Consider the following 23,711-nt stretch of genomic DNA (forward strand, 5'->3'; position numbering starts at 1 on the left):
TACCCGTCTGCAAGCCGAGATGAATCACGATTCACCAAGGGGCAATACCGAATGATCTTTTTTCAGGGCAAACGCATTTTCAGCGCCATCTTCGATATGGATGGCACCATGTTCGATACCGAGCGCCTGCGCTTCAAGACGTTGAAACAAGCGTCGCTGGAAATTGCCGGCAAGGCGCTGAGCGAGCAAACATTGATCGGCTCGCTGGGCCTGAGCGCGAAGAAAGCCGAGGCCCTCGCCAAGGCCCACAACGGTGACGGCTTCCCGTACGCCCAGATCCGCCAGCGCGCCGATGAGCTTGAGCTGGAGTACGTGCGCAATCACGGCGTACCGATCAAGGCCGGCTTGCTGGAAGTGCTGGAGCGGCTACGCAAGTCTGGCTTGACCATGGCGGTCGCCACCTCCAGCCGCCGCGCCATCGCCGAGGAGTACCTGATCAATGCCAATGTACTCAAGTATTTCGACATCACCGTGTGTGGCGACGAAGTCAGCCAAGGCAAGCCCCACCCCGAAATCTTCCTGCGCGCCGCCACCGCACTCAATTGCGAGCCGAGCCAGTGCTTCATGGTCGAAGACTCGGAAAACGGCATGCTTTCGGCCATCCGTGCCGAAGGCCAGGCGATCCTGATCGAAGACATCAAGCCGCCGGCCGCTGAAGTCAAAGCGGGCGCGCTGAAAGCCTACCGCAGCATGAATGAATTCCTCGCCGACTTGAGCGAGTGCGTGCCTGACCTGGGCATGCCGCAGCTTGAAGAGCCCTTTCCAGCGTCGCTGAACCAGTTCCGTGTCGGCATTCACGGGTTCGGCGCCATCGGCGGCGGTTACCTGACCCAGGTATTTTCCCATTGGGACGGCTACACCCGGCCATGTGAAATCATCGCCGCCACCCGTTCGCGCATGCTGCGCGAGACCGTTTCTGCGTTTGGCCGTTACAGCGTGCGTTACGGCGCCACCTCGTTCGACCAGACCATCGAAAATGTGCGCATGATCGACATGGACGATGCCGAGGCGGTGATCGACATGTACAACGCGGCAGAAATCATCGGCCTGAGCCTGCCGGAGCAGGCCATCCGCAAACAGGCCAAGGTGATTGCCCAAGGCTTGCTGCGACGCTTCGAGCGCCGGGGCCGTGACCTGACCATCCTGATCGTGCTGAACAAGATCGGTGGCGCCGCGTTCGTGCGCCTGCACGTGCAGGCGGAGCTGGAGTTGCTGTGCACGCCGGACATCACTCAACAGATCCTGCAAAAGACCCATTTCGCTGAAACGGTGGTCAGCCGCATCGTGTCCAAGCTCAGCAACGAGGCGTTGGTCCGCCAGTTGCGCATCAAGTCGCAAATGTTCCAGAACAGCCTCGACGACGAGCCTGCACCGGCCAGCAAACCATCCGCGCCGGTACCTGAATACGAGCGCCTGATCTGTCGATTCCGGCCTTTCGCGCAGTCCAGCAACGCGATGAGCCAGCTGCACCTGATCCTGTTCAACAGCGAGCCGGACATGCCGTTGTATGTGGAGCGCGGCAGTGACCTGCTGGAGCGTCTGCGCCAGGTGAAAACGGTCGCCGACATCGCCCAGATCCAGGTCATCAAGAACCGCTTGTGGAACGGCCCTCACGCCATCATTGCCTGGTATGCAAGCCTGCTGGGCTATGACTGGGTTGGCCAGGCCATGGGCGACGACCGGGTCAGTGAACTGGCCGAGCGCCTGATCGGCCAGGAAGTCGCGCCAGCACTGGTGGCTGAGAATGCCGACATGGCAGAGGCGGTGCGCGATTTTGCCAGCACCTTCCTGGAGCGCTGCAAAACGTCGTTCAAAGACCCTTGCGCCCGTGTGGGGCGCGACCCACTGCGCAAGCTTCAGCGCAACGAGCGCATCCTGAGCAGCATCGACCTTGCCCACAAGCACGGCATCGAAACCCCCGGCCTGGCATTCGGGGCAGCACTTGGCATTCACTATGCGTTGCGCTGCAAAGACAGCAAAGACCTGGAAGCGCAGACCATCAAGCGGCTTTACCAGGACAATGGCGAAAGCGTCGAGGCTGTGCTTACCCACAAGGGCGATTACAACGGCAAGCCTTACCCGGGGTTGGACCCGGTTGGCGACGCGGCGCTGATCGAGGCCATTGCAGGGAATTTCAGGCAGTTGCAGCAGGAGCAGGATTCAGTGATGTACGCGGCGCAGTGAGGCCTGGTTCGTCGTGATAGGCAGACGCCCTTGAGAGCGAGCGCCGCCCGCGCGGCGCTCGCTCTCAAGGGCGTCGAAGCGCTCAAGGCATGCAAAGGCCGAGAAAAACCCAAAATCCGATCGACCTCTCACGCCCTGTCGGCGTCCGATGAACTGCACGTGCGAATTCACTCAAGGGCAACCAGGAGGCCAATCGCTCATGAACGATCGCATCATCGAATTTTTCACCGACACCACCGTGTTCGGTATTTCCATCCTCAACCTGCTGCTGGCACTGGCTGTCGCCGCCCTGACCTTCCTGGCCACCCGGGCGGCCATCAGTTTTTTGCTCAGGCGGGTGCAACGCTGGTCCGAGCATGACGGCGCACTGAGCCAGGTAATGGCCAAAGTGCTGTCCGGCACCAGCAACTTCCTGCTGTTCCTTGCCTCTGTTCTGGTAGGCCTGAGCATGCTCGACCTGCCCGAGCGCTGGCTGAGCCGGGTGGGCAGCCTCTGGTTCGTGGTGGCGGCGCTGCAGATCGGCTTGTGGGTCAACCGCGCCATCGGCCTGGGCCTTAACCGTTACTTCGCCCGGCACAGCACCGCGGGCCTGAATCAGGGCAGCGCCCTGGCCACCCTGGCGGGGTGGGGCGCACGGGTGCTGCTGTGGTCGGTGGTACTGCTGGCCATGCTGTCGAACCTGGGCGTGAACATCACCGCCTTCGTCGCAAGCCTGGGCGTGGGCGGCATTGCCGTTGCGCTTGCCGTGCAGAACATCCTCGGCGACCTGTTCGCCTCGCTGGCGATTGCCGTGGACAAGCCGTTCGAGGTGGGCGACTTCATCGTCATCGGCGCACTGGCCGGCACCGTCGAACAGGTCGGGCTGAAGACCACGCGCATCCGCAGCCTGGGCGGTGAGCAGATCGTCATGGCCAACGCCAGCATGATCAGCAGCACCATCCAGAACTACAAGCGCCTGCAGGAGCGGCGCATCGTCTTTGAGTTCGGCCTGTCTTACGACACCCCGACCGAGGCCGTGAAAAAAGCCCCGGCCATTGTCGAGGAAGCGATCAAGGCACAAGAGCAGGCGCGTTTCGACCGCGCCCACTTGCGCGGTTTCGGCAAGGAGGCGCTGGAGTTCGAATGCGTCTACATCGTCAAGGACCCAGGCTACAACCTCTACATGGACATCCAGCAGGCCATCAACTTCCGCCTGCTCGAACGGTTCTCCAGAATCGGCGCAACATTCGCGGTACCGGTGCGGGCGATCAAGGTCACAGCGCTGCCGCAAGGGGCCGATGCCCTGGGCCAGGGCATCGAGGGGCGGGGCTTCAAGGAGGCCTGAGCGGCACTTGGGCTCTGGCCGCTTTCAACCGTGCCTGCGCAGGGCTTCGACCAATTGGGCCTTGGTCATGCTGGAGCGGCCCTTGATGTCCTTGCTGCGGGCCTCCTTCATCAGGCTTTCCTTGGTCTGGGTCTCCAGGGACGAGCCTGATGCGCGGGCATGGCCCTGACGGGTTTTGGCCGCACGCCTGGCGGAATCAGAACGCGCGGTGCTCTTTTCGCCGGGCGTGGTCTTCTTGCCTGAGCCCCCAGCTTTCTCGCCACCTCCAGACTGCTTGTTGACGGTAGCCCATGCGCGAGCCTCGGCCTCATCCTTGGAGACCCCCTTATGCTCATAGCTTTCTTCTATGTGCTCAGCCTTGCGCTTTTGCTTTTCGGTGTATTTGTCCTTGTCTCCACGTGGCATGACATTTACTCCTCTGTGGATGGAATACCGGGCTGCAGGCACAACCTTGAGACCCTGTGATTTTGAGGGCGTGGGGCCGTGAATGTTCACCGTGGCATGCCAAACTGGGCTGATGGCCTGCCCCGAGCGAAACGAATCAAACTTTTATCCGCCTATGGGCTCTTCTGAAAGACGCTGACCCAACAGCCCTGCCCCGTCAGCCAACAGGACGTGCCATGACGACCCACGCCTTGCAGCAACCAGCCGGCGCTTCTGCGCAGGAGCGCTTCTACAGCACCGACATTCCGGCCCGCCTCGACCGGCTGCCGTGGACGCGTTTTCACACCTTGCTGGTCATGGCGCTGGGCATCACCTGGCTGCTCGACGGCCTTGAGGTGACATTGGCCGGCTCGGTGTCGGGCGCCCTCAAGGCCAGCCCGACGCTGGCAATGACCAATATCCAGATCGGCCTGGCAGGCGCAGCCTACATCGCCGGAGCCGTACTGGGTGCATTGCTGTTCGGCTGGCTAACCGACCGCCTGGGGCGGCGCAAGCTGTTCTTCATCACGCTGGTGCTGTACATCGGCGCAACGGCTGCCACGGCGTTCGCCTGGGACCTGTGGAGCTTTCTGCTGTTTCGCTTGCTCACCGGGGCCGGCATCGGCGGTGAGTACACCGCCATCAATTCGACCATCCAGGAATTCACCCCGGCGCGCTATCGCGGCTGGGTCGACCTGACCATCAACGGCACGTTCTGGATCGGTGCAGCGTTGGGTGCGGTGGGCGCAGTAATTTTGCTCGACCCGGCGGTGCTGGGCGGCGAACTGGGCTGGCGGCTGTGTTTCGGCATCGGCGCGGTACTCGGTTTGCTGATCCTGCTGATGCGCCTGTGGATACCGGAAAGCCCACGCTGGTTGATGATTCACAATCAGCCGGAAGAGGCCGAACGCATCGTCGCCGCCATCGAGCGCCATTACCACCAGCGCGGCATCGCCATTCCCCCGCTGCAAAGCCCGGCCCTGCGCCTGCGCGCACGCGATCACACGCCCCTGCGCGAGGTGTTCCACAGCCTCTTCGTGGTGCACCGGCGGCGGGCACTGGTCGGGCTGACACTGCTGACCGCCCAGGCCTTTTTCTACAACGCGATCTTCTTCACCTATGCCCTGGTGCTGACCGACTTCTACAACGTGCCGGCTGCCCAGGTGGGCTGGTACATCCTGCCGTTCGCTCTGGGCAATTTCTGCGGGCCGTTGCTGCTGGGCCGGCTGTTCGACGTGGTCGGGCGGCGCATCATGATCAGCTCGACCTATCTGCTTTCCGGGGTATTGTTGGCCGGCAGCGGTTACTTGTTCCAGCAGCAACTGATCGATGTGACCGAGCAGACGATTGCCTGGATGGTGATTTTCTTTTTTGCCTCGGCAGCCGCCAGTTCGGCCTACCTTACCGTGGCAGAAACCTTCCCCCTGGAAATCCGCGCGCTGGCCATTGCCGTATTCTATGCATTCGGCACAGGGCTTGGCGGCCTGATCGGCCCGACCCTGTTCGGCGCGCTGATCGAGACCGGTGAGCGCCTGAATGTCCTGTACGGCTACCTGATCGGCGCAGCGTTGATGATCATCGCGGCACTGGCCCAGGCGCTGTGGGGCGTGGCGGCAGAACAACGGCCACTTGAACACGTGGCCAGACCCCTGTCGCAAGTGAGCGACACCTGACCCATTCGGAGACTTTATGCTGCGCGCCTTTGAACGACGGCTCGACCCTTTCCCACCCGACGAGGCTCCACCACCCCCGGTTGGCCTGCTGCGCTTCCTGTGGGCCTGCACGCGAGGCGCGCGTGGCTATGTGCTTGCGCTTGCGCTGCTAAGCGCCGGGGTGTCGATCTATGAAGCCTGGCTGTTTTCCTTCCTGGGGCAGGTCGTCGACCTGCTTTCGGCCTGGCAGGCGGGCGGCGCAGCCGATGGGCAGGAAACCCGGGTGTTGTGGGGCATCGCCATCGTATTGCTGACCAGCATAGGCCTGGTGGCGCTGCGCACGATGGTGCAGCACCAGGTACTGGCAATCAACCTGCCGCTGCGGCTGCGGTGGGACTTCCATCGGCTGATGCTGCGTCAGAGCCTGTCGTTCTTCTCTGACGAGTTTTCCGGCCGGGTCACCACCAAAGTGATGCAGACGGCCCTGGCGGTGCGCGAGGTGCTGTTCACCATCATCGAGATCGCACCGGGCATCGGCGTGTATTTCATCGCGATCATCGCCCTGGCCGGCGGCTTCGACCTCAAGCTGATGCTGCCTTTCATTGCCTGGGTCGCGTTGTTCGGGCTGGCCATGCTGTACTTCGTGCCGCGCCTGGGGCAAGTGGGGCAGGAGCAGGCCCACGCGCGTTCGTCGATGACCGGGCGAGTGTCGGACGCCTACACCAACATCACTACGGTGAAGCTGTTCTCGCACTCCAAGCGTGAAGCGCACTTTGCGCGGGCGGCAATGGAAGACTTCAAGCTCACCGGTTTTCGCCAGATGCGCCTGGTCAGCCAGTTCGAGATCGTCAACCAGGCGCTGGTGGTCGGCCTGATCGCTGGCGCTGGCGGCTATGCCCTGTGGCTCTGGCACCAGGGCGAAGTGGGCACGGGCGCCGTTGCGGCGATTACCGCCATGGCACTGCGGGTCAACGGCATGTCGCACTGGATCATGTGGCAGATGACTTCGCTGTTCGAGAACATCGGCACCGTGCAGGATGGCATGGAAACCCTCACGCGCGGCCCGAAGGTGCAGGATGCACCGAACGCCGGGGTGCTCAAGACCACTGGCGGTGCGGTGGACTTCGACAATGTCAGCTTCAACTACAACGGCGAACGTCAGGTACTCGATGGCCTGACGCTGCACATTCGCCCAGGCGAAAAGGTCGGCCTGGTGGGCCGTTCCGGTGCGGGCAAGTCCACGCTGATCAACCTGCTGCTGCGTTTTTACGACGTCGACAGCGGCGAAATCCGTATCGATGGGCAGAACATTGCCAAGGTCACCCAGGACAGCCTGCGCAGCGCCATTGGCATGGTCACCCAGGACACCTCCCTGCTGCACCGTTCCATCCGCGACAACATCGCCTACGGCCGCCCAGATGCGACCGAGCAACAGATCCGCCGCGCCGCAGCCAACGCCCAGGCCGACGCATTCATCGAGCAGCTCAGCGACCGGCAAGGCCACAGCGGCTATGACACCTTGGTGGGTGAACGCGGCATCAAGCTTTCAGGCGGGCAGCGCCAACGCATCGCCATCGCCCGGGTCATGCTCAAGAACGCCCCGATCCTGCTGCTCGATGAAGCCACCAGCGCGCTGGATTCGGAAGTCGAGGTCGCCATCCAGGAAAGCCTCAATGAAATGATGGAAGGCAAGACGGTTATCGCCATCGCCCACCGGCTGTCGACGATCGCCGCCATGGACCGGCTTATCGTCATGGACGAGGGGCGCATCATAGAACAGGGAACCCACAGCGAACTGCTCGCCAGGAACGGCACCTATGCCAGGCTGTGGCAGCACCAGAGCGGTGGTTTCCTGGGTGAGGATCAGGGCGTGGCCGAGGCCATGGAGTAAGCCATGGGCCATTCACGGATTGCCCTTGCCCTGGCGCTGGCTGTCAGCACCGCTGCGCTCGCCGAGCAGCCGTTGCGCCTGCAACAGCTCAAACGCTGCGGCGACTTGATGGACAACCAGCAGCAAACCTGGTGCCTGCGCGTGCAAGGGCTTGGCCAGGCCACGCCGCAGCTGCTGCTCAGCGGCAAGGCAGTGGCCCCGGAGCGTGTCCAGCGCCAGGGGGATACCTTGCGCCTGCAACTGGACGGCACGGCCGTGCAAAGCGGCCCGCTGTGGTTGCAGGACGGCCCGCGTGCCAGCAATGCCGCCTGGCTTACCCTGCACAACAACCATGTGCTGGCCGCAGGGCCCAAGGAAGTGGCCAGGAACATGGATGGCCTGACCACCTATGTCGATCTGGTCAGCGTGCTGATAGAAGAGGACCACGACGGCCGCCAGGAAGCCGAACGTTTGGCGCGCAAATACGGGGCCAAGGTGGTGGGCAGCATCGCTCCTCTGAACCTGTATCAGTTGCGCCTGCCCGCCCAGGACCTGGTGCAGCGTGACGCGCTGGTATTGCGCCTGGGCGGTGAAACCAGCGTGGATGCGGTGGTGGTGGAGGAATCGGCGGCCGAAGAGGCAGAACACGCCGCCCCCAAGGCACCGGGGGCCAGCAAGCCTGCGCAAGGCTCGGACGAATGGGCTGCCAACCGCTTCCTCGATGCGGTGCACTACTATCAGCGGCGCATCCCGGGCCGCCAGGTGCCGGTGCTGCCCACCCCGGTTCGGGTCGGGGTGATCGAACGCAATGTCGACTTCGATACCGCAGATTTCGCCGACTACCTGGGCGCCTGCGAGGGGCACCGCACCTGCGTGTATGCCCAGGATGCCAGCAAACCGGACAACCACGGCACAACCGTCGCCGGCATTCTTGCCGCCGGCTGGGATGACGGGGGCAACACCGGCTTCCTGCGGGGGCTGGACAAGGCGGCAGGTGGTTTCGAGGTGATTGTCGAACGCAACTCCGATGCCGGCATCACCGCCAACATCGCCGCATCGGTGAACCTGGTCGAGGACGGCGTGCGCGTACTCAACTGGAGCTGGGGCATTCACCGCGTCGGTGCGCGCAACGTGCAAGGCGATGAGGTGGATTCCCTGCTGCGCTCCGGGATTGCCATGGGCGGCTATGAAGAGCTGCTCGAGGAGTTCTTTCTCTGGCTGCGCAAGGCCCATCCGGATGTGGTCGTGGTCAACTCGGCCGGCAACGGCGCCTCGTTCTCGGGCACCGACGAGTATCGCCTGCCCTCCTCCTTCATCACCGAACAATTGCTCGTGGTGGGCGGCCATCAACGTAGCGGGCAGGCTTCTGCCCCTGTCGAGTCACCGAACTACGCCGTCAAGCGCAGCACCTCGAATGTAGACATGCGCGTCGACATCACCGCCGCAGCCTGCGCCCACGCCTCGACCCGCCAGGCAGGCCAGCCCGGCGCGGTGCATTGCGGCACGTCCTATGCCACCCCGATGGTCACAGGCCTTGTGGCCGCGATGCTGTCGATCAACCCGCAGTTGCAGCCCGAGCAGCTGCGCATGCTGCTGCGCCGTAGCGCCATGACCATTGGCGGCAATCACGACTTCGAGCGAGAGGACGCCGAAGACCTCACCGCACCGATCCTGCCCTCCGAGCGCAACTTTCAGTTGCATGACCGGGACGTGGGGCGTTCTGCGCGGCTGGACATGCAAAAAGCCCTGGAGCTTTCGGTACAAAGCCGTGAGCGGGTGCGCTGAGCATCACCCAGCACATCCGCGCTCACGGCCTCGATCATGTTGCCTTTTTCTCCACATCCCTGGGCGGCTTGGCCGGCCCTTGGGGATCGACCTGCGGGTCGTCCAGATCCGGTGAGTCCGGGTCAAAGCCCAGGTCATCCTCGGTGTCGGCGTGTTCGGACGAGTGCGGCCCCTTGCCTCGCGCGGTTTGCTGCGCGGTGGAATCATGCGCCGTACCGCTTGAGCCGTCTGGCCGACGGGCATCGTTGTCCCGCTCTACTTCACCTTGGCCCTTTGCCTGGCCTGCTTTTTCAGGCGCTAGCGTGCTTTGCGTCTTCATTGCCCCTCCTCAACCTTTGGCGTGATGCAGCGCTGGCTGCCCCACCGGGGCAACCGCTGCTGTAACAGAGGAAGCCTGGACGCCCGATAAAGTTCACCTCGCCATCGTTGTGCCGGGATGGGCGGCCAGCTCGGCGGCTGGCCGCCAGCCTTGCTAATCGAAGATGGCCACTGCTCGAACGAACCCGGCGGATGCCTGGCGGATCTTGTAGGGGAAGCAACTGACCATGAAGCCATAGGCCGGAAGCTGCTCCAGGTTGGCCAGTTTCTCCATCTGCCCATACCCGATGTCGCGGCCAGCCTTGTGGCCTTCCCAGATGATCGACGCATCGCCCGTGGCGCTGAAACGTTCACGGGTGTACTTGAACGGTGCATCCCAGCTCCAGGCATCGGTGCCGACCACCCTTACCCCCCGCTCCAACAGGTAAAGCGTCGCTTCGCGGCCCATGCCAACCCCGGCTTCGAGGTAGCCGGGCTGGCCAAACAGGCTGCCTGCGCGGGTATTGACCAGCACGATGTCCAGCGGCTGCAGTTGATGGCCGATGCGAGCCAGTTCGGCCTCCACCTGCGCCGCCGTCACCACGTGGCCGTCCGGCAAGTGGCGAAAATCCAGCTTCACACCCGGCTGCAGGCACCACTCCAAAGGCAGCTCATCGATGCCGAACGCCCGCTCGCCGCCATTGGTGGTGGACGCATAATGCCAGGGCGCATCCATGTGCGTACCGCTGTGGGTGGTGATCTGCAGCCGTTCAGCTGCCCACGACTCATCGCCCGGCAGGTCTTCCTTGCGCAGGCCAGGGAACATCGCGGCCATTTCCGGCCAGCCCTGCTGGTGGTCCATGTAGTCGATCTTTGGCAGCAAAGGCGGTGGGTCAGTGTAAGGGTTGTTGTCCAGGGTTACAGAAAGGTCCAGCAAGCGACGCTTGTTCACGTTCATGCACACATTCCTTTACGGGTTGCCGCAATGCTGCGGCGCGGTGGCAGATCAAGGGCGTTGCGCAGCAGGCCAAGCACTGAGCCGTCATGGCAGAAGCCCAGCTTGCGGGCCTGGGTTGTGCGCAAGGGTGGATAACGACCGAACAGCGCTTCGAGGTGTGGCTCGGGAGCGAAGCTGATGCATGCATGGTTCTCGTCGCCAAGGCAGGCCTGCAGCCCGGCAAGCACCTGGGCGATCGACAAGTGCAGCACGGGCAACTGCCAGATCCGCCCGTAGCCCGGGTCTTGCAGTTCGGCGGCATGCAGCAGGTTGTCCACGCAACAGCGCGCCGACATCCACCAGGCGCTTGCTTGAGCCGAGACCGGGCAGGTATAGGGTTCGCCAGCCGCATAGGCGTGCAACAAGTCGCTCATGAACGCCGAGCGCAGGCCGTTCGGCTCGCGCGGCCGGGCGACGATGCCGGGCAGGCGCAGCGCGCGGCCATCCACCTCGCCGCGCCGCGCCAGGTCCTGCAGTGCGATTTCCACCATGCGTTTGTGGGCCGCATAGGACAGTTGCGGCGAGGCCGGCTGGTCTTCATCCATGCGCTGGGGTAGATCGCCGCCATACACCGCAACGCTGCTGGCGTACACCAGCACTGGCGGTCGCCGGGCATTGCGCAACTGGTCGAGCAGCTCCAGGCTGCCCTGCAGATTCACCTGGTAACCCAGCTCGTACTGCGCCTCTGCGGCGCCCCCGGGCAGACTGGCCAGGTGGAACACCACATCCACACCATCGGCCAGCGCCCGGCGCAACAAGGCAGGGTCGGTGACACTGCCATAATGGCGCCGTAGCCGCGCATCGTCGGGTAACCCGTCCAGTTGCTGGTCCAGCACCAGCAACGCCTGGATACGCTGCCCGCGCAGCGTCCCCGCCTCCAGCAGGCGCCCTACCAGCTGGCGACCGAGGAAGCCATTGGCCCCGCTGACCATCACGCGCATTGCCAACCTCCCGGCACCACACGCTGCTCGATGGCGCCGAACAGCACCTCGCCTGAGGTGTCCCGTGCCTCCATCCGCACGCGGTCGCCGAAGCGCATGAAGGCCGTGCGCGGTGCACCGTGGGCGATGGTTTCAATGGCACGGCGCTCAGCGATGCACGCCGACCCTACGGAACGGTCCGCGTTGGACACGGTACCCGAGCCGATCAAGGTCCCGGCGCTAAGGCGCCGGGTCAGCGCCGCGTGAGCGATCAGTTGGTGGAACCCGAAATGCATGGCTCCGCCATGGGGGTGGCCGAACCACTCGCCGTTCCACTCCACGTTCAGCGGCAGGTGCACACGACCGTCGCGCCAGGCGTCGCCGAGTTCGTCGGGGGTAACCGCCACCGGAGCAAAGCTGCTGGCGGGCTTGGCCTGGACAAAACCGAAGCCGGTCTTCATTTCCCTGGGCGCCAGTGCACGCAAGCTGACGTCGTTGAGTTGCAGCACCAGACGCACATGCTGCAAGGCCCGGTCCGGCGGGCAGCCCATGGGCACGTCGTCGACCAGCACCGCGAACTCGCCCTCGAAATCGATGCCGTGGGCCTCGCTGGGCAAGGGAATGTCGGCCCGCGGCCCAAGAAAGTCGTCGCCGGCCCCCTGATAGATCAACGGTATGTGCTCGACGCCATCGATGGGGTCCAGGTTGAAGGCCTTCTGCATCAGCTCGCCGTGGCTGAGGAAGGATGAAGCGTCCAGCCACTGCCTGGCCTGGGGCAGCGGCGCGGCGAGCAGTGCCAGGTCAAGGTCGAACGCACCCGGGGCCTGCCCGGCGTTGAGCTGCTCATACAATTGCTGCAGGTCGCCCTCGACCTGCGCCCAGTCGTCCAGGGCAGCCTGCAGCGTAGCGGCGATGCTGCTGGCCTCCACCGCCCGCTCCAGGTTGCGGGCAACCACCAGCAGGCGGCCAGCGCGGCTACCGTCATTGAGTGTGGCGAGCTTCATGGCAGCACCTCCTTGAGCTGCTCGGCGTAACGACCGTCAAGCAGGATGAATACCATGCGGGCCATCTGCGCGGTGCGGTTGCTCCAGGCATGATTGGTGCCGCGCTGCACGACGATGTCACCCCGCTTGAGGTGTACCTCGTCGCCGTCCAGCACCAGCCACACCTCACCTTCAGTGACGATCCCGTAATCCAGGGTTTCTGTGCGGTGCATCAGTTTGTGCTTTGAATCAGCGTTGCCGGTGCCGGCATGCGCTTCGCCGATTTCGGCGAAGGCGGCCGCCGCCTGCTCAGCGCTGACCTGGTTCTGCAGGCTGTCCGGCGGGATATCCACCACGCGGATCACACTGCCCAACGGGCCGGGGCTCAATTGCAGGGGCCGGGCGGTCGGGTCGTCGCCGTTATCCAGCAGCGCCGGGCTGCCGGCACTGTTCCACACTTCGTAGAACACCGTGCCAGGCACCGCCTTGAGCGCAAAGTCATGCGCCGTAGGGCCACAACTGGCCACTACCGCCTGCCCTTGGGAGTCGTGGCCGGTGACGACGCGTTTGAAGGTTGCAAGTGACTGCATGCTGTCTCCTGTCAATTACCGTGGCCGGTGCCAGGGGCGGCACCTGGGCCTGTGTTGTAAAGCTGATCGTTCACAGCGCCCCCACTGCGCCCGCCGCGCGGGCGCGACGCAACAGCAGCAGGCACAGCGGCGCCAGGATCAGTTGGCTGAGGGCAACCAGTAGCAGCGCCTGGGGCAGATGCGGCGCCGCGCCGCCGGTCAGCGCAAGCACCAGCAAAGGGCTGATGAATTCACCGGCAAAAATCGCTGCGGTGAAGCCGCCCGTGGCCCGGCCGCGCTGGTCGAAACCGACGTGCTGCATGACCTGGCTGATCAGGGTGGGCAGCAACAGGCCCACGCCCAGGCCATTGCCCAGTACGGCCAACACCACCATTGCGTGGCTGGTGGAAAGCGCCATCAGCCCGCCGCCAAGCCCCGCCGTGGCAAACCCCAGCGCCAGCAGGCGGCCAGCAGGCTGGCGGGCCAGCAAACGGAAGGCCAGTGCGCCGGCCAGCACGCCGAGCTGGTTGGCGCCCATGGTCATGCCCACCTGCTGGGGCGCATCCACCTGCAGCAGTTGCAGCAGGTAACCAACCTGCACCGGTACGATGAACAGGCTCACACCCGCCAGGCCGGTCAGCAGGTAGATCGGCGCCAAGGCGGCCCAGGGAAAGCGTGAAGCCTGGGCGTGTTGAGGTTCGACACGGCGGGCCTTAGGTTCCCACAACAGCAAGGCCATTAGCGGCAGGCACAGCACGCCGACTGCATACAGCGCGAACGGCGTACGCCAGCTGTTCTCGCCCAGTGCCCCGCCCAGCCCCATGAACAGGGCCGCTGACAGCGAGGTGGCGACCATTTGCAGGGCAAACAGTCGCTCCCGGCGCTGGCCATCGAAGTAGTCACCCATCAATGTGGTGCAGCAGGTCATGATCCCGGCTTCGGCCAGGCCAATGCCGGCGCGGCTGGCGATGATCAGGCCAAGTGAATCCAGCCACAGCGGCAGCACCCCGCAGACGCTGTAAAGCAGCATGCTGGCGAGCAGCAAAGCCCGTCGGCCGACACGGTCCGCCAGCATCCCGGCCCATGGTGCCGCCAACGCAATCACCAGCGCAGGCAGCGTCAGCACGACCGGTACCAGCACCGCGACGCCGGGCGTCTCGGTGAAATGCATCTGCATGCGTGGCAGCACAGGCGCGATCAGCACTGCCCCCAGCACCGGCAGGCAGCTGCCGAACAGCAATAGCAGCGCCTGAACACTGCCGGCGATACGTTCAGCGGCCATGGCTCACCTCCTCCAGCGAATGAAGCTTCGCCTGGCGCGGGGTGAGTTCAGCGCCTGCCAGGCACTGTTGCGACAAAGGCTCACGAGCAGGCAACACCGGATCCGCCTGCGAACGCACCTGGCCTTGCGGCAGCAGGAAGTAGGCCAGTGCCGGCAGCAGGACCAGTGCCCCGACCATGTTCCACACGAACATGAAGGCCAGCAGCACGCCCATGTCTGCCTGGAACTTGATCGGCGAGAAGATCCAGGTGCCCACCGCAATGGCCAGGGTCACGCCAGTCAGCATCACCACCTTGCCGGTGAACAGCAGCGCGCGGTAATACGCCTGGGAAAGGCTCGCCCCCTGTCGCAGCTGGGCCAGCACGATGCTCATCACATAGAGCGCGTAGTCCACTCCGATGCCGACGCCGAGCGCGATCACAGGCAAGGTCGCCACCTTCACGCCGATGCCCAACGCCACCATCAACGCTTCGCAAAGGATCGAGGTGAGCACCAGCGGCAACACCGCGCAAAGCACCGCACGCCAGGAGCGGAAGGTCACCAGGCAAAGCAGGATGACGGCCCCGTAAACCCACCAGAGCATGTCGCGGTTGGCCTGTTTCACCACCTGGTTGGTGGCGGCCTCGATGCCGGCGCTGCCGGCAGCGAGCAGGAAGGTGGCCTGTTCGCTGTCGTTGTCGCGGGCAAAGGTCTGCACGCTGTCCACCACCCGCGCAAGCGTGTCGGCCTTGTGGTCAGTGAGGTAGGCATAGAGCGTGAGCAGGCTGCAGTCATCGTTGTACAGCCCGCGCGGGGCGTTGGCGGTGACCATGTTCAGGGTCGCCTGGTTGTTCACCAGCTCGTACCACTTCGGGCTGCCTTCAGACAGGCCAACCAGTACCCTGCGGTTGAGCAGCGCCAGTGAGTTGGTCGAGTCCACGCCCGGCAGGCCGCGCAACTGCCAGTCAAGGTCGTCCACACGCTTGAGGGTATCGTAGGCCGAGCAGCCGCCGGCTGGCGTGCGCACCATCACCGCAAACACGTCACTGCTGGCACCGTAATGCTCGGTGATGAAGGCGTTGTCGCGGTTGTAACGCGAGTCCGCACGCAGCTCGGGGGCGCCAGCATCCAGGTCACCGACCTTCAGGTGCAGGCTCACGGCGAATCCGCCAGCGGCCATCAGTACCGCCAGTGCAATGCACCACGCCGCCCAGCGGCGCCGGGTGAAGTGGTCCAGCAGGCGCCACATCGCGTGCTTCTGCGCCCCGCTCGCCTCCGCTTCTTCGGCGCGCAGGCTACGGCGCGCACCTCGGGCGCTGACGCCGACATAGGAAAGCAGCACCGGCAGCAGGATCAGGTTGGTGAAGATCAGCACCGCCACGCCGAGGCTGGCGATGACGGCAAGGTCCTGGATCACCTGGATACGGATGATCATCAGCACCGCAAAACCCACTGCATCACACAACAGCGCAGTGAGCCCGGCCAGGAACAGCCGGCGGAAGGTGAAGCGCGCCGCCACCAGGCGGTGCATGCCGCGGCCGATGTCCTGCATGATGCCGTTCATCTTCTGTGCGCCATGGCTCATGCCGATGGCGAACACCAGAAACGGAACCAGCACCGAGTACGGGTCCAGTTCGTATCCCAGCACCGGCAGCAGGCCCATTTGCCAGATCACTGCCACCAGTGAGCAGGTCACCACCAGCGCCGTACTGCGCGCACATCGGGTGTACCAATAGAGCACGACAGCCGTGATGGCGATGGCGGCGGCGAAGAACAGCAGGATCTGCCTCAGCCCATCGATCAGATCGCCCACCACCTTGGCGAAGCCGGTGATGTGAATCTGCACACCCTGCTGCTGGAAGCGTTCACGCAGGGTTTCCAGTTCGCTGGCGAAGGCGGTGTAGTCAAGCGCCTTGCCGTCCGGCGTCGTTTCCAGCAGCGGCACGTAGACGATGCTCGAACGCTGGTCGAAGGCCACCAACTGGCCGATCTCGTTGGAGCGTTCGACGTTGCGCTTGAGCGCTTCGAGGCTCGCGAGGCCGCCGTCGTAGCCGTCGGGGATCACCGGGCCGCCTTCCAGGCCCTCCTCGGTCACCCCGGCCCAGCGGGTTGAGGGGGTCCAAAGCGACTTCATCGCCGCACGGTCGACGCCCGGCAGCAGGTACACCGCGTCGTTGAGCTGCTGCAGGCTGTGCAGATAGTCCTTGTCGTAGATGCTGCCACTGGGGTTGGCCACGGCGATGCGCACCGCGTTGCCCAGGCCGGCAAGTTCCTGGCGGTGTTCCAGGTAGTTGTGGACGAATGGGTGATCGCGCGCAATCGTCTTCTCGAAACTGGCGTTGAGCGTCAGGCGCGTGGCCTGCCAGCCAAGCAGCAAGGTCGCGGCCAGGCACAACAGCAGGACCAGCGCCCGGTGGTTGAACAGCGCACGCTCCAGCAGCGACCCGGACATGTTGTCGAAGTCATCGAGACGGCCGCTGCAAGGCGCGGGCGGATTCATGGCATGCATGGCTCAGTCCTTCGTGGAAGAGGAAGAAGAAGGTGCCAGGCGGCGTGCACCGGCCATGCCGACGGCGACGATGGAACCGTCGGCGGCAGTGGTGGCGGCAGTCAGTGGCAGGCCATCGGAGACCGGCAAGGGATGCGCGGCAAAGTCGCTGAGGCTGCTGCGCAGCAGCATCCCGGCCTGGTTGGCCAGCAACACTTGATCACCGGCGACGCGGATGCCGTTGAGCGAAGCAGGAATCGGGTTGGCCAACGCCTGGAAACTGGCACCGCCGTCATCGGAGGCAAACAACGAACCGCGCAACCCGCCGACCAGCAGCCGCCCGTTGGGCAGCACGCTGGCAGCGAAGTAGCTCCCGTCATAAGGGCCTTGCAAAGCCTCGAAATGAGCACCGGCATCGCGCGAACGCAGCAGCAGGCCCTGTTCGCCGGCGACATACACGTCAGCGCCCTGACGTGCCAAGGCATACAGGTGCAGGCCGCGGCGGTTGGGCAACAGGCCCATGCCGGACTGCCAGCTGCGCCCGCCGTCGGCCGTGATCATGGCCAGGCCGTAGGCGCCCACGACCAGGCCGTGCTGCGCATCGGCAAAGCTCAGCGCCAGCAACGGCTTGTCGGCACCGTCGGCCAGCAGCCGTTGTGCCGCGGCCAAACGGCGCTCATCAGCAGATGCCTCGGCTGCCTGCAACTCCAGCGCAGCGGCGCGCTTGCCGTCGAGCTGCAAAGTCCAGTGCTCGCCGCCATCCTCGCTGCGCAGCACTACGCCGGCGTGGCCAACCGCCCAGCCGTTGCGCTCGTCGACGAACTGCACCGCGGTCAGGCTGACACTCACCGGCACGGTCTTGGCCTGGCGCCAGGCCTTGCCGTTGTCATCCGAGAGCAGCACCACGCCACGCTCGCCCACCGACACCAGGCGCGTGCCGGCACGGGCCACATCCTGCAACACCGCTCGCAAGGCCTGGGGGCCCTGCACTGCGGGCTGCGAGAGCACATCCACGCTACCGCCGGCGTAGGCCGGGGGCAGCGCGCAACAGGCGGCCAGCAGCCAGCCATGGAGCATCTTGTTCATCGCACGCAACCTTTTGTTCTTGTAGTCGATACAGCCCAGGTGCAATGCGCCTGCTCAGCGCACGCCCTCACCCGCCATGGCATCGGCGGTGAATACCGAGTCCTTGTAGGGCGGCACGATGCGGTACTGCTCCTGCTTGCCGGCAAACAGATCGCCGGCAAACCACGCGCCGGACAGCAGGTCATAGAAGCCGTTGGTCAGGGTCACCACGCCAGGCAGGTCAGGCAGTACCACCGGCGAGGTCCAGACCACTTTGGCCAACTGGTTGCGTGCGTCGTATCGCTCACCCAGCACCGCCGCCCAGGTGTCTTCATCGAGGTAGTAGGTGCTCTTGGGCATCACGTGACGCTGGCCCTCCTTGAGCGTCGCCTCCACCACCCACACCCGATGCAGTTCCCAGCGGATGGCTTGTGGCTTGAGGTGATGCGGGTCGAGCAGCGCTTCGGCGTTGGCGGCGGTAAACACCTTGTTGGCGTTGTAGGGGATGTACATCTCTTTCTTGCCCACCAGCTTCCAGTCGAAGCGGTCCAGGCGGCCGTTGAACACGTACAGTTCGTCGAAACTCATCACCCCCGCTGTAGCTGGGGTCGGCGTGTCGCAGCAGGCATTGGGCAGGCGGCGCACGCGGCGCTGACCAGGCAGGTAGGTCCACACCGCCGCTTTATCGGCATTGAGGTTTTCAAGGCCGGTGATGGCCTCGCCCGCCCGCAATGGCGGCCCATCGTTGGTCATGCGGATGGACCAGAACACACCTTTGTCACCACTGCCCCCAGGCAGATACCAGGGCATCTGCAAATCGGCGCGCGAATCGTTGGTCAGCACGTGCTTGCCGTCGGCGGTGGTCAGGTACTGGTTGAAGCTGGCGTGCCACGAGGCCCCGCGCCAGCGCAGCAGGTGGTTCCACATGGCTTCTACGCCATTGCCCGGGATCGGGAACGGAATGCCCCCGGAGGCGCCTTCGGGCATGGCGCCGGCAGGGCCGTCCACCAACTTGCCGCTGGTGGCGTTGGCAAAGGTTGCGTCATACACCGATTGCGGTGCGGCAGCGCTGCGGTGGGTCGGGTACACGTCCAACCGGTAGCTGTCGGGGTACTTCTTGAGCATCGCCTGGATGCCTGGGGTCAGCTTGTCAGCGTACTGCGTCATGTTCTGCGCAGTGATTGTCAGCAGCGGCTTGTCAGCGGCGAACGGGTCGCCACGCTTGCCGCCGTCCTTGTAAGCGGCGTCGACCTGGGTGTAACCGCCGGTCCAGGCGGGGATACTGCCGTCGGCATTGCCGGCACGCTCGCCGCCCAATGGGGTCAGTGTGGTCTTGAGCGTTGCCGCCTGCTCGGGGGACACCGCGGCAAAAGCGCCGTGGGCGAGCAGCAGCGAGGCACTCAGGGCAGTGAACAGGGAAACGACTTTATTGTTGTGTTTCATCGGGTAGTCCTCGGTCAGAAGGTACGGCTGACGGTGAAGGCGATGAAGTCGCGGTCTTTGAGCGACTGTTCGAAGGTGTAGTTGTTGTCGGCATCGAGGAAGGTGTTTTCGGGGCCGTAGTAGTGCGTGTAGGTCAGGCCAAGGCTCCAGGTATTGAGATAGTTGCCCTTCAGGCCGATGTTCAGGTCGCCGCCATGGTCGGTGCCAAAGCCGGTACCCAAGGCCATGGAGGCACCGTTGGTGTAGCTCGCCCCGATCGGCACCGAGAGGTCCAGGCCTGGGTAGATCTGCCGGTACATCGGTTCGAAGACCAGGCGCAGGCTGGTGGCGTCACGGTCGGCGTTGGGGTCGACGGCGTCGGCGTTCTTGCTCACGCTCATCACCCGGTTCCAGGCAATCTCGCCCAGGAAAGTAGACTCGGCGGCAATGAAGTTAGGCTCCAGGCTCGCCAGCCAGGAGACGTTGGCATGCAGCGTGCGGCCGGTGGCGTAGACCGGGTTGTCGTCGTTGTCGATCACCTCGCCCGTCGCCAGTGCATGCTGGTTGGTCGAGGCCAGTGGCTGGTTCCAACGGGTGGAAAGCTCGCCCGCGACGTTGAAGTTGCCCAGGGTGGTGGAAAAACTGGCGCCCAGTGCCTCGATGCCCTCGGGGTACACCCAGTAGAACTCGCCGGCCTTGCCACTGACCGGGTCGAGGTTGGCGAAGTCGGGGCGTACGTTGAGCTGCGGTGACTTGTCGTGGAAGCGAATGGCATAGAGCCCCCAGTCCACGGTCTCGGTGCGCCAACGCAACTGCACACCGCCCTGCCCCGAGTCTTTGGCTTCCTTGTCGTTGCCATGATAGAAGGCCAGTGGCTGGCCACCAGGGAACACCGGCGCGCCAACGAACATGCGCTCTGCGCCGTCCCCAAAGAAGTCGTCGTTGGAGAAATAGCTACCGGCTGCCGGCAGGCGGTTGGCCTCCCACTCGAACTGGTAGTAGGCGCCCAGGGAAACATCCGGCGTCAGCTGCAACTGCCCGGAAATCTGCTGCACCGGGCGGATCAGCTCCTTGAACTGGGTGTTGGGCACCGACAGGCCCTTGACCACATCCACCGGCGCCATGCCCCCGGCGATGCCGTTCATGCCGTAGAACAGGCTCTCGCCCCACTGCATGGCGTAACGGCCCAGGCGGCCAGACACCGGCAGCTCACCGATCTCGGCCTTGCCAAAGATGAACGCATCGAGCAGCTCGCCCTTGCGCCCGTGCAAGGTACGGGTGTCATCGGTGAACTCGTCGAAATCTACCGAATAGCTGTTGGCGCGGCTGGGGTCGCCATTGTCGGTACCTTGGTTGTAGACATCGTCATACCAGGCCGCGCCACTGACCCGGGCGCCGACGTTGCCGTAGGTCACATCCAGCTCTGACAGCAGGTCCAGCCGGTTGGAAATCAGGCCTTTGTCGAAGTTGCGGTCACCATCATCCAGGTTCAGTGCCGTCTGCCCCTCGGTGAGTTTGCTGCTGGCATCCTGGGTGCGCCAGGCGGCGCTGTACTTGAGGGTATTGTCCCAGCGTACCCTCAGGTCCGGGTTGCCAGTATCGAATTGCAGCGCCTGGGCCTGGCTGGCCGCCAGCGCGAAAATCGCCAGGGTGAGGGGTTTGAGCGGCGGCAACGGCCGGGCGGTTGCACCTTTACGAGTCAACATCGTGGTTTCCTCTTTCTTGTTCTTGTGTCGGTGTTGGCATGCGTCGCGGCGCGCCAGCAAGGCAGGGTGCGCCGGGCACAGGTATCAGATCGGCCGGGCCGTGACCTCCAGCATCTGCTTGACCAGGCCGATGCGGTCAAAGGACGGGTCACGCTGGACCTCTTTCTCGCCCGCCAGCAGCGACATGTCGCTGATGAACTTGCAGCGCTCGAAACGGCGGCCCATGAAGCACTGCAACTGCTCGTCCAGGCTGCCGCCGGCGGTCAGCGCTTCGGCCAGCACCACGGCATCTTCGATGGCCATGCCCGCACCCTGCCCCAGGTGCGGTGTGGTGGCATGGGCCGCATCGCCAATCAGCAGCACGCGGCCGCGGTACCAGGGCTCGTCGACGAACACCGCCTCCAGTGGCTTGTAGACGACCTCTGCGCTGTCACGGATCTGTTCGCGCAGCTCACCGATCAACCCGCCAAACCCCGCCAGGCGCTGGCGCAGGCCAGCAGCAAGCCCGGCCGGGTCCATCCACGGGTTGCCCGGTTCGTGGGAAGTGGTGAACAGGTACATCAGGTTGTCGGCCAGCGGCACCAGCCCAGCATTGCCCGAGGGGCCCTGGTAATTGGCCAGGTGGTCGATACCGGCTGCGCGCGGGAAGTTGTGACGCCATACCGACTGGCCGGTGAATTGCGGCTGGTAGGCATCACCGAACAGCAAACCACGGATCTTCGAGTACAGGCCATCGGCACCGACCACCAACGCATAGCGCCCCTGGCGGCCATCGCTGAACAGCACGTCCACGCCAGTGGCATCCTGCTCGAAGCTCTCCACAGAGGTGCCCAGGCGCACTTGGGTACCGAGTTCGATGGCGGTTTCGCTCAGCACCTTGTGCAAGGCACGGCGGGAGATACCGACGTTGGCCGGGTACTGCGGGCCGGCCAGGCGCTGCCCCGGAATACGCGCCAGCTGGTGGCCTTCAGTGGTGTAGATGGCTACGTCCTCGAAGGCGTAGGCCGCGCTCAGGTAGGCATCGAGCACCCCCAGGCGGTGCATCTCGCGCACCACGTTGCTCTGCTGGATGATGCCGACGCCGTAGACGGTCCACTCGGTCTTGAGTTCGACCAGGTCGACCGCCATCCCCTTGCGGCGCAGCGCGATGGCGGCGCACAGCCCGCCAATCCCGCCGCCCACGATCAGTACGTTGCTCACAGTATTCATGGCATCCCTCACGTCTTGTTCTTGTTGTTCGCCGCAGCGTGGGCGGCGGGCATTTCCTGTGCCTTGGGCACAGCTTCCCGGCAGCGCCGGGCTTTGACCAATCGAGTCCTGGGATGCGACCTATCACGCGGCGCGATACCTCAGGGGTGCAACTGTTGCAGCGGCACTACCAGCCAGCCGTCCACCTCGCGGTGATCAAGCGCCTGCAGCGCATCGCCACGGCAAGGGCCGTGAACGCAGGTGCCATCGTCAGGCCGAAAGCGTGCGCCATGGGCGTAGCAGACCACCCACTGGCCATCGGCACTGAGGAAGCGGTCCTTGCGGTACTCCAGCGGTACCAGCAGGTGCGGACACAGGTTGCGGTAAACACGCACAACGCCGCGGTGCCGCAGGGCGAACAGGCTGTCTGCCCCCCTGCCCTGCGGGTCGAAGCCGCGTGCCTTGCCCTCGCTCAGTTCCGCGAGCGGGCACAGCGCCACGCAAGGCACAGCTCAGGGCTGCTTTGGCGGTGGGCCACCGGGCGCCCACTTCTCCCGCGAAGCGAAAAGGAACAGCTGCGAGTTGTCGGCCGACATCGGTGCCTGGCGCGCCGCCCACTCATCGTCATGCTTGTCCATGTCGGCGTCGTACTCGATGTGGCAGCCCAGCGGGCTGTTGAAGTACCAGAACCAGTTCGAGCCCAGCAGGTGACGGCCCGGGCCCCAGAAACTGGTCCAGCCCTTTTGCTGGAAGCGATTGCCGGCCAGCAGCACTTCCGTGCCGCTGCCCATATGGAAGGTGAAATGCTCGCAGCCCTGCATGTGTGGCGGCGTCTGGATCATGAACAGGCAGTGGTGATCGTCCATGCCAGCGGTGCGCATGAACGGGCCGACGCCGATGAAGCTGTCAGTGGTGACGAAGCCCAGGCGGTCGCGATAGAAGGCTTCGCCTTTGGCCGCATCGGGCACGAAGTACACCACATGAGACAAGGTGCGCGGCTGCGCTGGCATGTCCAGCGTGATGCCCAACTGGTTGAGGGGGCGCTGCGGCGCGCTACCGGGAGCGTTGGTGAGGTCGGCCGGCGCCTGGAAGCTGCGTCTGCAGGAGACCTGGAAGGCGATGGCAAAGCCCAGGTCGTCGACACTGTGCAGCACACCCTGCTCGTCACGGCGCACCTCGCGGTCGCGCCCCAGCTCGTCGGCGATGGCCTCAAGGTCCTGCGTCGCTGCCACGCCGTAAACGGTTTCACGCAGCGATGGGGTCGGGCCCAGCGCCGGCGGCAGGTGGGGGTCATCGCCGTGACGGATGATGATCGCAGTGCCGTCGAGTGCTTCGAAACGGCCACCGTCGGCATCCAGTTGTACGGCTGTGAGGCCGTAATCACGCAGGCAATCGGCGCAGGCCTGGATATCGTCGACGCCGAATACCAGTGCGTCGAGTCCAAGAATGTTCATGGCTACCACTCCATTGAAATTGTTGTTCGGTGCCAGCCAGGGTCACCGGTAGCAGGTCGGCGCGGCGGGCAGGCCGCTCGACTGGAGGGCAGATTGCTGGCTGATCGGCCAGGCTGACCAATC

The 23,711-nt window shown here is 64.5% G+C and carries 18 protein-coding genes and 1 pseudogene; 5 read left to right on the forward strand and 14 right to left on the reverse strand.

What is annotated here, in order from left to right; all coding sequences use genetic code 11:
* Window positions 1–51: 51 nt before the first annotated feature.
* Window positions 52–2,184, forward strand: a complete 2,133-nt coding sequence (mtlD, locus tag ACMGGN_RS11240) for a bifunctional mannitol-1-phosphate dehydrogenase/phosphatase (RefSeq protein ID WP_119688787.1) — start codon at window positions 52–54, stop codon at window positions 2,182–2,184.
* Between the two features lie 199 nt (window positions 2,185–2,383).
* Entirely contained in the window at window positions 2,384–3,508 is a 1,125-nt protein-coding gene (locus tag ACMGGN_RS11245; RefSeq protein WP_414156773.1) for a mechanosensitive ion channel family protein, read from the forward strand.
* Window positions 3,509–3,532: 24 nt separating this feature from the next.
* On the opposite strand, the gene ACMGGN_RS11250 is transcribed toward ACMGGN_RS11245, so the two are convergent.
* Window positions 3,533–3,913, reverse strand: a complete 381-nt coding sequence (locus ACMGGN_RS11250; protein WP_404601146.1) for a termination factor Rho — start codon at window positions 3,911–3,913, stop codon at window positions 3,533–3,535.
* A gap of 215 nt (window positions 3,914–4,128) precedes the next feature.
* On the opposite strand from ACMGGN_RS11250, the gene ACMGGN_RS11255 reads away from it, so the two are divergent.
* Genes ACMGGN_RS11255 through ACMGGN_RS11265 form a run of 3 tightly spaced genes read left to right on the forward strand, consistent with a single transcriptional unit; the run spans window position 4,129 to window position 9,238 of the window.
* Window positions 4,129–5,604 (forward strand): MFS transporter, encoded by a 1,476-nt coding sequence (locus ACMGGN_RS11255; RefSeq protein WP_204917735.1) that lies wholly within the window; start codon window positions 4,129–4,131, stop codon window positions 5,602–5,604.
* Window positions 5,605–5,620: 16 nt separating this feature from the next.
* Complete coding sequence (locus tag ACMGGN_RS11260; RefSeq protein WP_046785535.1) at window positions 5,621–7,474, forward strand: ABC transporter ATP-binding protein; 1,854 nt, start codon at window positions 5,621–5,623, stop codon at window positions 7,472–7,474.
* A 3-nt stretch (window positions 7,475–7,477) separates the two neighbouring features.
* Window positions 7,478–9,238 (forward strand): S8/S53 family peptidase, encoded by a 1,761-nt coding sequence (locus ACMGGN_RS11265; RefSeq protein ID WP_414156774.1) that lies wholly within the window; start codon window positions 7,478–7,480, stop codon window positions 9,236–9,238.
* A gap of 34 nt (window positions 9,239–9,272) precedes the next feature.
* Here the strand turns inward: ACMGGN_RS11265 and ACMGGN_RS11270 are convergent.
* The 13 genes and pseudogenes from ACMGGN_RS11270 to ACMGGN_RS11330 form a co-directional block, all read right to left on the reverse strand.
* Window positions 9,273–9,413: pseudogene (locus ACMGGN_RS11270) on the reverse strand (DUF6021 family protein); the annotation flags it as partial.
* 297 nt (window positions 9,414–9,710) lie between these two features.
* Window positions 9,711–10,493 (reverse strand): cyclase family protein, encoded by a 783-nt coding sequence (locus ACMGGN_RS11275; protein WP_115275122.1) that lies wholly within the window; start codon window positions 10,491–10,493, stop codon window positions 9,711–9,713.
* Complete coding sequence (locus ACMGGN_RS11280; protein ID WP_414156775.1) at window positions 10,490–11,473, reverse strand: NAD-dependent epimerase/dehydratase family protein; 984 nt, start codon at window positions 11,471–11,473, stop codon at window positions 10,490–10,492. Before ACMGGN_RS11280 ends, ACMGGN_RS11275 begins: the two co-directional genes overlap by 4 nt.
* A complete protein-coding gene (locus tag ACMGGN_RS11285; protein WP_046785540.1) occupies window positions 11,464–12,456 on the reverse strand; it encodes a fumarylacetoacetate hydrolase family protein in 993 nt (330 codons plus the stop codon). Before ACMGGN_RS11285 ends, ACMGGN_RS11280 begins: the two co-directional genes overlap by 10 nt.
* The gene (locus ACMGGN_RS11290) at window positions 12,453–13,025 is read right to left on the reverse strand and encodes a cupin domain-containing protein (protein WP_046785541.1); all 573 of its coding nucleotides are present in this window, start codon (window positions 13,023–13,025) and stop codon (window positions 12,453–12,455) included. The genes ACMGGN_RS11285 and ACMGGN_RS11290 overlap by 4 nt, the downstream gene beginning before the upstream one ends.
* Before the next feature lie 70 nt (window positions 13,026–13,095).
* Window positions 13,096–14,286 (reverse strand): MFS transporter, encoded by a 1,191-nt coding sequence (locus ACMGGN_RS11295; protein ID WP_414156776.1) that lies wholly within the window; start codon window positions 14,284–14,286, stop codon window positions 13,096–13,098.
* A complete protein-coding gene (locus tag ACMGGN_RS11300) occupies window positions 14,276–16,774 on the reverse strand; it encodes an efflux RND transporter permease subunit (protein ID WP_115275125.1) in 2,499 nt (832 codons plus the stop codon). Before ACMGGN_RS11300 ends, ACMGGN_RS11295 begins: the two co-directional genes overlap by 11 nt.
* A 3-nt stretch (window positions 16,775–16,777) precedes the next feature.
* The gene (locus ACMGGN_RS11305) at window positions 16,778–17,839 is read right to left on the reverse strand and encodes a WD40/YVTN/BNR-like repeat-containing protein (protein ID WP_251962364.1); all 1,062 of its coding nucleotides are present in this window, start codon (window positions 17,837–17,839) and stop codon (window positions 16,778–16,780) included.
* A gap of 54 nt (window positions 17,840–17,893) precedes the next feature.
* The gene (locus tag ACMGGN_RS11310) at window positions 17,894–19,261 is read right to left on the reverse strand and encodes a DUF1329 domain-containing protein (RefSeq protein WP_046785546.1); all 1,368 of its coding nucleotides are present in this window, start codon (window positions 19,259–19,261) and stop codon (window positions 17,894–17,896) included.
* Window positions 19,262–19,275: 14 nt separating this feature from the next.
* Entirely contained in the window at window positions 19,276–20,946 is a 1,671-nt protein-coding gene (locus tag ACMGGN_RS11315) for a DUF1302 domain-containing protein (RefSeq protein ID WP_046785547.1), read from the reverse strand.
* Window positions 20,947–21,030: 84 nt separating this feature from the next.
* Window positions 21,031–22,155 (reverse strand): FAD-dependent oxidoreductase, encoded by a 1,125-nt coding sequence (locus tag ACMGGN_RS11320; RefSeq protein WP_046785548.1) that lies wholly within the window; start codon window positions 22,153–22,155, stop codon window positions 21,031–21,033.
* Window positions 22,156–22,295: 140 nt separating this feature from the next.
* Window positions 22,296–22,634, reverse strand: coding sequence for a Rieske (2Fe-2S) protein (locus ACMGGN_RS11325; RefSeq protein WP_371316833.1), 339 nt, complete (start codon window positions 22,632–22,634; stop codon window positions 22,296–22,298).
* Window positions 22,635–22,646: 12 nt separating this feature from the next.
* Window positions 22,647–23,588, reverse strand: coding sequence for a VOC family protein (locus tag ACMGGN_RS11330; protein WP_237858203.1), 942 nt, complete (start codon window positions 23,586–23,588; stop codon window positions 22,647–22,649).
* Between the last annotated feature and the right edge of the window lie 123 nt (window positions 23,589–23,711).

Origin of the sequence: Pseudomonas sp. BNK-30, assembly GCF_047456185.1 — a bacterium.
GTDB classification, from domain to species: Bacteria; Pseudomonadota; Gammaproteobacteria; order Pseudomonadales; family Pseudomonadaceae; genus Aquipseudomonas; species Aquipseudomonas putida_E.